The organism is Komagataeibacter kakiaceti JCM 25156, from assembly GCF_000613305.1.
Window position 1 is genome coordinate 1 of sequence record NZ_BAIO01000047.1, and the last position, 10,597, is coordinate 10,597.

The following is a 10,597-nucleotide window of genomic DNA, read 5'->3' on the forward strand; positions in this document are numbered from 1 at the left end:
GCCGCCTTCGTGTTCGACGGGGGAACGCCCAGGCTGACCCAGATTCCGCCATGCTGGGACGCCAGGGTCTGCAGGGTGATCAACGCTACCTGCTTGTCGCCGTTCGGGCTCGCGGAATTGGTGAAGCCACCGAAAACCTTGTCCTGCCAGCCGCGCGTGAACCATATCTTCGAGGTCGCATCGGCGAATTTCTTGTACTGCCAGCTCACATTGCCCATGTAGGTGGGCGATCCCATGATGATGGCGTCTGCCTCGTTCAGTGCCGTCCACTCCGCGTCACTGATGTCTCCGTTCGCGTCGATTGCGACGAGCCTTGCCTCGGCTCCGCGCGCCACATGCTCGGCAACCACCTTCGTATGACCATAGACCGAGTGATAGACCACGATAACCTTGCTCATGCCTAAATCCCTGTAAATGCGATGTAGCACAGTGACATTTCAGACCAGGTTTCGTATTGAAACCTAGTTTCGTTTTCCAAGTTACTCATGGACTAAAAACACGACAAGAAGGCACCTGCAGGACACATGGTTACTCAAAGGAAACCAATGCCGTCACGCCCCCACCCGGCGTTCGACGTATATGCTCAAAACTGTCCCACCCGCATGGTGCTGAACCGGATCGGCGACAAATGGGCGCTTCTGATTCTTGATTGTCTCAGGGACGGCAGCGCACGTTTCAGTGTGATCCGGAGAAAGATCGGCGGCATTTCCCAGAAAGTTCTGTCCCAGGTTCTGAAGAACCTCGAACGCGACGGACTGGTCCTGCGTACTGTCCATGCCACGGTGCCGGTGGCGGTCGAATACAGCCTGACATCTCTGGGCGAAACATTGACGCAGGCTGTTGCCAGCCTGACCCACTGGGCCGAACAGCACATGGAGGAGGTTCAGGAAGCACAGCTCCGTTATGACGGGAAAAGGATCGACGGGTGATCTTCACAAGATCGTGTCGCTGTCTCTCCCCGTGCCTGTTTGCATACTGCATGGGAGTATGTGAAGGATACTAAGGGACAGTATAATTGGAGTGACCTTTTCGTGCCGCATACACCCGAAGAGAAAAAGCGCGTCCTGACACGGGTGCGCCGCATCAGGGGACAACTCGACGCATTAGAGCAGGCTCTGGAGAAAGGGGCTGAATGTGGCCCGGTGCTACAACAGGTCGCTGCGATCCGGGGCGCTACCAACGGCCTGATGGCGGGTATCCTGGAAAGCCATTTGCGTGAGGAGTTCGTCGAGTGCGCCGGGGACCGCGACGCGGCTTCCGGTTCCATCGAGAAGGTCGTCTCGCTCGTCCGGTCCTATCTCCGCTGATCCTGCCAAATATGAAGGAAACATCATGAAATCACGGGCCGCCGTTGCATTCGAGGCTGGCAAGCCACTTGAAATCGTCGAGATCGATGTTGAACCGCCCCGCGCAGGCGAGGTGCTCGTCCAGATCACCCATACAGGTGTGTGCCACACGGACGCCTTTACCCTGTCGGGGGATGATCCCGAAGGATTGTTCCGGCGGTGCTTGGACACGAAGGGACCGGGATCGTGATCGAAGTCGGGGAAGGTGTAACCAGCGTGGCGCCGGGCGACCACGTCATTCCGCTCTATACAGCGGAGTGCGGTGAATGTCTGTTCTGCAAATCGGGCAAGACCAATCTCTGCATCTCAGTTCGCGCGACCCAAGGCAAGGGCGTCATGCCGGACGGGACAACACGTTTTTCTTACAAGGGCCAGCCGATCCATCACTACATGGGCTGTTCGACGTTCAGCGAATTCACGGTCGTCGCTGAAGTCTCGCTTGCTAAAATCAATCCGGCGTCCAATCCGGGACATGTCTGCCTGCTCGGCTGTGGCGTGACGACCGGTATCGGTGCGGTACATAACACGGCCAAGGTACAGGCCGGTGATTCAGTCGCGGTCTTCGGGCTTGGCGGTATCGGTCTTGCCGTAATCCAGGGCGCGCGGCAGGCGAAAGCCGGACGGATATTCGCCATTGATACCAATCCCGAAAAGTTCGAACTGGCGAAGGCATTCGGCGCCACGGATTGCCTCAATCCCAAGGACTGTGACAAGCCGATCCAGCAGGTTTTGGTGGAAATGACCGACTGGGGCATCGACCATACGTTCGAGTGCATCGGCAATGTCAACGTCATGCGTGCGGCACTCGAATCCGCGCATCGCGGGTGGGGACAGTCGATCGTGATCGGCGTCGCCGGGGCAGGTCAGGAGATTTCCACCCGCCCGTTCCAGCTTGTCACCGGTCGTTCATGGCGGGGCACAGCGTTCGGCGGTGTGAAGGGACGCACCCAGCTTCCCGGGATGGTGGAGGATGCGATGCGCGGCGATATCCAGTTGGCACCGTTCGTAACCCATACGATGCCACTCGAAGACATCAACACCGCCTTTGACCTGATGCATGAGGGAAAATCCATCCGCTCCGTCATTCACTACTGAGGTCGATCCCTTTCATGCCGCCAGGTTTGACCAATGGCGGCATGGATGAAGGCGCATCTGCCCGATCCGGTTTGCGTATCTGATGGTAGCATTGTGTTTCGGGGCGAATGCGCGTTGACTGGATGAGAGCCGGGGCTGATTTATTAGTCATACTAATGACGTCATGCGGATTAACCTGACTAATTGAAAATGAAACTTCGGATTAAGCTGTCAGACTAGGGCAATCAGCAGATCGCGTCCTCTGATGCAGCCGCTCGTTGTTTTCAAACGTCAACCCTGAAGGATACCGACAGCCATGTCTCCTGAACCTGCTCCTCGCGACGTGCTCTCCCTAACCCGGCGCAAGGCATTGTCGCTCGGTGCGGCGCTTGGCGCTGCATCGCTCGTTCCCGCAGGCATGGCGCGGGCCGCGACACTGCCCACATCACTTCCTGTCACGGCCCGTCGCAAGTTGAGGGATCTGGAAGTATCGAGCATCGGTCTCGGCTGCCAGTGGGTTCCGGGGCACCCGCCGGGCGGTCTCAAGGATTTTTATGGCAGCTTTATAGATCGGGCCACGGGGATTGCCCTCATTCGGCGCGCGGTGGACCGGGGCGTGACGCTAATCGATACGGCGGAAGCTACGGTCCCTTCCTCTCCGAAGGGGTGGTCGGCGAGGCATTGCAGGGTATCCGGGACAAGGTCGTCCTTGAGTCCAAGTTCGGTTTCAATATTGATCCAGAGACCGGAAAGCAACTGCCCGGCCTCAACAGCCGCCCTGAGCATATTCGGATTGCGATCGAAGGCATGCTCAAGCGCCTGCGAACCGACCACCTTGATCTCGTCTATCAGCACCGTGTCGATCCGGCCATGCCGATCGAGGATGTTGTCGGCACGCTGAGCGACCTGATTACTGAAGGCAAAATCAGGCATTACGGGCTGTCTGAACCAGGTGTACAGACGATCCGGCGTGCGCATGCCGTCCATCCGGTCACCGCGATCCAGAATGAATATTCCATGCTGTGGCGCGGCCCCGAGCAGGAGATCATTCCCCTATGTGAGGAACTGGGCATCGGCTTCGTGGCCTGGAGCCCGCTTGGCATGGGATTCCTGGGAGGGGGCATCACCCCGTCGCGACACTTCACCAATGATTTACGGGCCATCATTCCACGCTTCGCGCCGGACGCGCTCAAGGCGAACATGGCGCTTGTTGACGTGGTCAAACGCTGGGCGCGCGCGAAGAACGCCACGCCCGCGCAGATCGCCCTGGCCTGGCTGCTGGCCCAGAAGCCGTGGATCGTGCCGATCCCCGGCACCACGAAAATCGCGCATATGGAGCAAAATCTCGGCGCGGCGGCGATCCATTTCACGCCAGACGAGCGGACGAAGATCAATGCAGACGTAGATGCCGTCCATATTCAGGGAGCCCGCCTGCCGCCTGCCATCTTGAGCATGTCCGGGGTTGAAGCGCCCCCAAAAGGCTAAGTGATTATTTGAAAACAAATCATTGATAAAAAACAATAAAAGTTTTTGGGTTCCGCCTTTTTCAAAAAGGCGGTGTTCTTTGACGCTTTTTGAAAAAATCTTCACCAAAAACTTCCTTATGATTGCTGGATATTTTCTAATCTAACTTTTCAAACAGCCTGTAATCCGATCGTGTCTACATTGCGTATAACGGACAGGGCAGAAGCGAAATCGAAACAACAAAAGGCCGCCTGTCAGCCTGATGACAGGCGGCTTTACAAAATGATCCGTTAATGCGCATGTCGCGCGACACATCGTAAGGCCTGTAACGATTTACTGTTGCAGTTCGAATGCCCCTGCAATCGTTAGCGTCACCTCGTCACCCACAAGCGGCACGTATTGTTTGACGCCAAACTGGCTGCGGACAATCGTGCCCGTCGCTTCAAAACCCACCGTAAACATCTTGTCGAGCGGGTTGGTCCCGCTGCCGACCAGACGGGCCTTCAGTGTGACCGGTCGGGTCACACCGTGCAGGCTCAGATTGCCGGTAATGTCGGCGGTGCTCGCACTGGTCTGGACAATGCGGGTGGACTTGAACGTCGCATTGGGGAACCGGCTCGCATCGAACCACTGCGCGCTTTTCAGCTCGCCATCCAGCTTCGGCACCGTGGTGTCGACCGACTGCACCGGAATCGTGACATCAAGGTTGGTGGCCGAGAGATGGGCGGGATCGATTTTAAGCGAGCCGGATACACCGTTAAAAAAACCGGAAAAATTGCTGAAACCCATATGCGAGAGGGTGAAGCCGACCTGCGTATGATACGGCTCGACCCTATAGGTGCCGGCCCTCACCGCCGACGGGTCGGGCGTGGAAACCTGCTGGGCGGTGGCATGGGAAACCGCGCAGAAAACAGTCATGGCTGCCAGCGCCGATGCCGCGAAATGATGTCTGGTCATGAAAAATATTCCTGTTGCACAAAAGGATATCAGGCCGGAACGAGGGCGATTTCGCTCTGGGCCTGGACAATGGCGGCCTCCTTGGCCTCAGCGCCCAGGGACAGGCCTTCCGCCCTGATCCAGACGACATCACGCACACCGATGAAGCCAAGGACCGCACTGAGATATTTTTCCTGGTGATCCAGAACTGCGGCCGGACTGTCGCCAGTATAGATCCCGCCGCGGGACGAGATAAGGAATGCCTTTTTACCCGCTGGCAGCAACCCTTCCGGGCCAGCCGCACCGTACTGGAACGTTTTGCCAGCCACGACAACGCGATCAATCCATGACTTGAGCTGAGCGGGAATGGAGAAATTGTACATCGGTACGCCGATCACGATGATGTCGGCGGCCGCCAGATCCTCGATATGGGAATTCCCGATCGCCAGATCCGCTTCAAGCGTGGCTTCCGTCACGGGAGTACCCTGACGGGCCGCCAGATGCGCGCCAGTCAGGTACGGCAGCGGATCGGCGGCGAGATCGCGGTAGAGCACGTTGGCGTCGGGATGCTCGGCCTTCTGCCGCGCGACGGTTTCAGCCGAAAGCTGGCGGCTGAAGGAATATTCGCCAAGGATACTGGAATCGATATGCAGGATCTTCACGCTGGTCTTCTCCGCAGGGGCGCAGGACACGGACCATCTGTTGCGCCCTGAAAACAGGTTTCCGATGGCCCTGAACATGATCCAGCATGTCCCATGAACACAGGTATCTATAAAGCCGCTATATTCCGATATATAATACCGGAATAACCGATGGATTGGCGGATCATGCTGGATGGCGTCTCACTGGACCAACTGCGCACCTTCATTGCGGCCAGCGATGAAGGCAGCTTCTCGGCCGCCGCCCGGCTGCTGCGCCGGTCACAATCGGCCGTCAGCGAAATGGTTGCGGGCCTTGAGGCCAGATGGGTGTGATGCTGTTCGACCGGACGGGCCGCTACCCACAGTTGACCGTCGCTGGCAGGGTTCTGCTGGCCGATGCGCGCGGCGTGGTCGCGGGCGTGGATTTCATGAAGGCGCGGGCCAAAGGCATGTCGTCCGGGCTGGAGCCGGAACTGTCGGTCGTAGTCGATGTGTTCTTCCCGATGGACCGCATGACAGCCATGGCGGCGAAGTTTCGCGAGACGTTTCCACACACCCCCCTGCGGCTTTATGTCGAGGCCCTTGGCGGCGTGTTTCAGCCCCTGCTCGATGGGCGGGCCGGTATCGGTATTGCAGGCCCCCTGCCCGACCTTCCCCCATCCATGTCCAGCGAGGCGCTGGGAGATATCCGCTTCCTGATCGTGGCCGCACATGATCATCCGCTGGCGCGGATTGACGGCGTCATTCCCCGGGAAGAACTGGCCCGCCACGTCCAGCTTGTGCTGACCGACCGCACCAACCTGTCCGCAGGCAAGGAACGTGGCGTCATGTCGCCCCTGACATGGCGGCTTGCCGATCTGTATGCCAAGCATCATTTTCTGCTGGGCGGTCTGGGTTGGGGTGGCATGCCACTTCATACTGTTCGAGCGGACATTGACGGCGGCCGACTGGTTGAACTCCGTATCGAGGGTATTGCCCACGGGGGCGCCGATATGCCCATGACTGTAGTCTATCCAACAACCGAACCGCCAGGCCCAGCTGGTCGGTGGTTGATTGATCGGCTCAAGCTTTGTCCTGCTGGATGTATTCGGCGTTGAACCCGTCTGCTGGCAAGTTTCTCCTCTCGCTCGGATCTCACTGCTCTTACAAGCTCATGTTTTGAAAACCATCATCGCCATTGAAGCATGATTGCAGTATCGTGAGGTGCGCCGTGTTGCCCGTACCTCTGGTCGCCACCTGCCGCTCAGCTTTTCATACTTTTAGCCTTCACTTCGCATCGGCTAGGGGTTTTCTGCCCCCGTCACAAGCAACGAATAAATAAGCTGCGCTTATGAGCGTGTTCAGAAATTAACGCCTAATCGCCCAATAGATAACCGGCAGGTGTAGTCTAGCTTGACAAGGTAAGGAAATTCCCTTACATACACCCGAGTGTAAATTGGGGATCTAAACATGGCTGCGCTGCTGAAAGAAGAAAGCAGGATCACCGCCAAGGGCCAGACGACCGTTCCCAAAAGCGTTCGGCAGGCTTTGGGCGTGGACTACGGCGGACGTATCGCCTTCTTTATCGACGATCAGCATCGGGTCTACGTCGAGAGGGCTAAGGACGAGGCAAGCGACCCAGTTATAGACCGCTTCCTTGTATTTCTGGCCGAGGACATGGAGAAACACCCTGGTACATCCGTTGCCGCTCTGCCCACCAACCTTCGCGATCGCATGGCCGCGCTTGTCGGGGACATGGACATTGACCTCGATGCCAGCATTGACGGTGACGTTGCGCTCTAATCGTGATTACGATCAATGGCTGGACCATTCTGGCGCATCCCCTCTTTCTCGATCAGTTGGAAAAGCTGACCGACGCGGTCGAGGTATTGAAGGCAAAAAAGCCTGAAAAATACCAGAGGGAGGCGAACACGAAGCTGCTGGCTGCTTTGAGCAAGTTGGTATTCCAGACAATTCCTGCCGATCCGACCGCAACCGTCTATCGGCAAGGCTCGACACTTGGCGTCGCGCACAGGCACTGGTTCCGGGCAAAATTTGGTAATGGTCGTTTCCGTTTATTCTTTCGCTATGACTCGACCGCGAAAATCATCATCTTCGCATGGGTGAACGATGAAACGACTTTGCGGACCTATGGGGCAAAGACCGATGCTTACAGGGTTTTCAAAGGGATGCTGGAGGCCGGCGATCCGCCTGACGACTGGATCGCGCTTCGTGAGGCCGCGTCCGATCAGGCCGCAATCGACAGGCTGGAAAAAACCTCGCCTTCGGGCCCATGACGAATATTATTGAAAGTCATAAGAGTGGGCACTGCCCTTTGGTCTAGACATCCGGCGCAGACGCCTGAGTGTCCGTGACCGGATCCTTCGTCGCATAGCCAGGCCGCGATAGCCCAGCGCTATGACGACGAGGCGATATATCGATGTCGGGTCGACCGGTTCCGGCAACGGGGCCCCGGACAATGGGCCGAGTACCAACTGACCGGCAGGCCCAAAGGAATTTGACGGAGAGTCCTGGTTGGGACGACCTGCACATGCTGTTTCTACACGTTTTTTGCGTTTGACGCCTCATTTTTCATCGTTTTTGTGTTACGCTCATCGTTCTTGGGCAAAGTCGCCCGTTTTTCACAGGTGGTGAGATGGCTGGCGGAAACATGATTTGCGGGGGACTCTGGCTCGCAGAGAATTTCGAAGTAGAACCTTTTGGGGGCCTAGCTGTCAGAAGTTACATCGGAACCAACCGCCGTACTACAGACATTGGTCCATATATTACGGAAATCTATCCCCCCCAAATGTATCCCGGGGAGAAGATAGCTGACCACCTGCAGTTTCACATCCGTCATGAGCCCATAAACCTTGAGTTGCTCTCACGCGTCTTTAACGTCGGAGGATCTTGGTTTGTCCAGGAGTGGGTGAACAACAAACCCACCAGTCAGTACGCCCGGCGTGCTGCGTTCCTGTATGAGTTCCTTACCGGCGAAGACCTCGTCCAACCACCAGACTTGCGAGGGTCTTACATTCCGGTTCTTGACAGTGACAGGAATCTGGCCGCGAGCGTAGTGGAGAATGAAATCCGCATCTCCAAGTGGAAGGTTATCAACAATATGCCTGGGACAAGATTTTTCTGCCCAGCCATTCCGCTTTCCAAGCGCCTTGTGGAAGCCTTTAATTACAATATCTCGAGACACTATGATGAAATCATTGAGGAGTTCGGTGCGGAATTGCTGTCCCGCTCTGCATCCTGGCTGACAACACGAGAAAGTCGGGCGAGCTTTGACATTGAAAAGGAATCTGGAGCGACAAATCGTATCCAGCGTTTTGCTCAAGTTATTGCGACTTGGACCGGTTACAACGTCCCGCCTTCCCTTGGAGCGGCGCTTCAGACGCTCACCAGGCAGCGAGTGGCATTCTATCTGAGCAGCGACTGGCCAGTATTCAGAAAGCCATTTTGGGCGACACAGCTCTGATTCCATACAGCGGGTATCGAAAGTCTCCTGTCTTTGTCGGACAGACAACCCATCACTCGCAGGTTGTGCACTACCTGGCCCCCCCGGCAGAAGACGTGGCCGCCATGCTTGAGGGCATTGAGATATTTTTGGATCGCACGCAACACCAGTCACCAGTTATGCGTGCTGCTATCGCATCTTTCGGCTTCGTCTATGTCCATCCACTTATTGACGGCAATGGCCGCGTGCACCGGTTTCTCATCAACGACATTTTGCGTCGAGACGGTGCGACCTCCCAAGACGTCATCTTACCCGTATCCGTCGCCATCAATGACGACCCAACCAGTCGTCGAGCCTATGATGACGTCCTCGACAAGATTTCCGCTCCCCTAATGAGCCAGATTAGATCCCACATATCATTCGCCTCCAAGCCCACGATATATCCCGACGGCGTAGAGGCAGACCTGATCTTTTCTGACGAGGACCTGGCTCGGCCTACTTGGCGATATGCCAACTATGTTCCGCATGTCATTTACTTGGCGGATATCATCAACACGACTATAGTCCATCACATGCGGGATGAGGCGCTGTATCTCCGGAACCACGACAACGCCAGGCTGGACCTGAAGGAAATTTGTGAGATGCCGGACAGGTTGGCAGACGAGATAATCCGCTCCGTAACCGCGAACGATGAGGCCAGTGTGGGCAGGAAGTTACGCCGTAACTACCCGCGAATAACGGACGAGATGTGGGCATCATTCGTGAAGGCCGTCAGGGACGCATTTGCCCCGAGAGGCTAAGCGTCCCAGGGACTATACCACCTCGAATGTTTTGACGAGTTCCCCGAAAACACGGCAAATTGGGGTTGGAATTCTCCACCTATGATCCGGATCCAGGATAATGAGAATTTCTTGAAGGCATCGGCGTTCACCAAGGCGCAGATCGCGTTTGTATTGAGGTCCACGGACACGGGCACACCTGCTACCGGGTTTAACGGAAGGCACGCATCTCGGGGGCAACGTTCTGCAACTGGCGGAAGAAATACGCGGGCCTGATGCCGGCCGAAATGAAACGGTTGCGCCAGCGCGAGGACGGGAACGTGGAGTTGAAACGGATCGTCGAGGACCTGTCGCTCAACAAGGCGGCTCTGCAGGACGTGCTATCAAAAAAAGCTCCGAGGCCTGCTGGGGTTGGCGACTGACGCGGTCATAAGAGCATCAGCGGCCGTATCGGACATATACCGAGTGCTATTTTCCTTCGCGCTCATGTATATTTTGCCATAGGCAACCGAAACGTAGGACATCAAGCATTACAGTGAGCAACAGCTACGTCCAGGCGGCAGCAGGTCTCCAGTGATTGCCCATTCCTCGTCTGTCACGTCGCCACGCATCCACAGGTCTCCGTAAATACCGGCGTTAAATCAATTATTTTACAGAGCCCGGTAGGCACTGTGAATAATCTATCGATGTTGAGCGAACTTCCGTCCTTTATGCCAACTGACGCTTGATGAACTCTGCGGCGCTGGCAACCGCTTCTCTGGCTTGAGGCAAAAGCGGACTCCATGCCTGCCAGACATGAAATACACGCGGCCATTTCTGAAGCCTGACATCCACGTTGGCTTGTGCCAGACGGTCAGCAAGCCGGGCAGAGTCCGAGAAATAAGCCTCGTTTTCTCCCACCTGAATAAGCACAGG

At 56.5% G+C, this 10,597-nt stretch carries 13 protein-coding genes and 2 pseudogenes; 11 read left to right on the plus strand and 4 right to left on the minus strand.

Annotated elements, in window-relative coordinates; all coding sequences use genetic code 11:
• Window positions 1–398, minus strand: a 398-nt coding sequence (locus JCM25156_RS05175; protein WP_025812361.1) for a flavodoxin family protein, incomplete at its 3' end; no start/stop codon positions are given.
• Between the two features lie 204 nt (window positions 399–602).
• On the opposite strand from JCM25156_RS05175, the gene JCM25156_RS05180 reads away from it, so the two are divergent.
• From JCM25156_RS05180 to JCM25156_RS21715, 4 genes and pseudogenes are all read left to right on the plus strand, one after another.
• Window positions 603–929 (plus strand): winged helix-turn-helix transcriptional regulator, encoded by a 327-nt coding sequence (locus JCM25156_RS05180; protein ID WP_242402490.1) that lies wholly within the window; start codon window positions 603–605, stop codon window positions 927–929.
• Window positions 930–1,031: 102 nt separating this feature from the next.
• Window positions 1,032–1,307, plus strand: coding sequence for a formaldehyde-responsive transcriptional repressor FrmR (gene frmR / locus JCM25156_RS05185; RefSeq protein ID WP_025812363.1), 276 nt, complete (start codon window positions 1,032–1,034; stop codon window positions 1,305–1,307).
• A gap of 25 nt (window positions 1,308–1,332) precedes the next feature.
• Window positions 1,333–2,441, plus strand: a pseudogene (locus JCM25156_RS21710) (S-(hydroxymethyl)glutathione dehydrogenase/class III alcohol dehydrogenase).
• Window positions 2,442–3,086: 645 nt separating this feature from the next.
• Window positions 3,087–3,905, plus strand: coding sequence for an aldo/keto reductase (locus JCM25156_RS21715; protein WP_242402491.1), 819 nt, complete (start codon window positions 3,087–3,089; stop codon window positions 3,903–3,905).
• A gap of 312 nt (window positions 3,906–4,217) precedes the next feature.
• On the opposite strand, the gene JCM25156_RS05200 is transcribed toward JCM25156_RS21715, so the two are convergent.
• On the minus strand, window positions 4,218–4,841 hold the full coding sequence (locus tag JCM25156_RS05200; RefSeq protein ID WP_025812364.1) for a YceI family protein: 624 nt from the start codon (window positions 4,839–4,841) through the stop codon (window positions 4,218–4,220).
• A 29-nt stretch (window positions 4,842–4,870) separates the two neighbouring features.
• On the minus strand, window positions 4,871–5,482 hold the full coding sequence (locus JCM25156_RS05205) for an FMN-dependent NADH-azoreductase (protein ID WP_025812365.1): 612 nt from the start codon (window positions 5,480–5,482) through the stop codon (window positions 4,871–4,873).
• Between the two features lie 150 nt (window positions 5,483–5,632).
• Between JCM25156_RS05205 and JCM25156_RS29785 the strand changes: the two genes are divergently transcribed.
• From JCM25156_RS29785 to JCM25156_RS32815, 7 genes and pseudogenes are all read left to right on the plus strand, one after another.
• On the plus strand, window positions 5,633–5,794 hold the full coding sequence (locus tag JCM25156_RS29785) for a helix-turn-helix domain-containing protein (protein ID WP_199898816.1): 162 nt from the start codon (window positions 5,633–5,635) through the stop codon (window positions 5,792–5,794).
• Entirely contained in the window at window positions 5,785–6,558 is a 774-nt protein-coding gene (locus tag JCM25156_RS21720; RefSeq protein WP_199898817.1) for a LysR family transcriptional regulator, read from the plus strand. The genes JCM25156_RS29785 and JCM25156_RS21720 overlap by 10 nt, the downstream gene beginning before the upstream one ends.
• A 352-nt stretch (window positions 6,559–6,910) precedes the next feature.
• The gene (locus JCM25156_RS05215; protein WP_025812366.1) at window positions 6,911–7,243 is read left to right on the plus strand and encodes a type II toxin-antitoxin system PrlF family antitoxin; all 333 of its coding nucleotides are present in this window, start codon (window positions 6,911–6,913) and stop codon (window positions 7,241–7,243) included.
• A 2-nt stretch (window positions 7,244–7,245) separates the two neighbouring features.
• On the plus strand, window positions 7,246–7,737 hold the full coding sequence (locus tag JCM25156_RS05220) for a type II toxin-antitoxin system YhaV family toxin (protein ID WP_025812367.1): 492 nt from the start codon (window positions 7,246–7,248) through the stop codon (window positions 7,735–7,737).
• Window positions 7,738–8,369: 632 nt separating this feature from the next.
• On the plus strand, window positions 8,370–8,924 hold the full coding sequence (locus tag JCM25156_RS30805; RefSeq protein WP_242402492.1) for a hypothetical protein: 555 nt from the start codon (window positions 8,370–8,372) through the stop codon (window positions 8,922–8,924).
• Window positions 8,906–9,703: a Fic family protein gene (locus JCM25156_RS30810; protein ID WP_242402493.1), complete on the plus strand. Its 798-nt coding sequence runs from the start codon at window positions 8,906–8,908 to the stop codon at window positions 9,701–9,703. The genes JCM25156_RS30805 and JCM25156_RS30810 overlap by 19 nt, the downstream gene beginning before the upstream one ends.
• 227 nt (window positions 9,704–9,930) lie before the next feature.
• Window positions 9,931–10,089, plus strand: a pseudogene (locus JCM25156_RS32815) (IS3 family transposase); the annotation flags it as partial.
• 301 nt (window positions 10,090–10,390) lie between these two features.
• Here the strand turns inward: JCM25156_RS32815 and JCM25156_RS28670 are convergent.
• A partial coding sequence (locus JCM25156_RS28670; protein WP_025812368.1) for an alpha/beta hydrolase occupies window positions 10,391–10,597 on the minus strand: 207 nt, incomplete at its 5' end.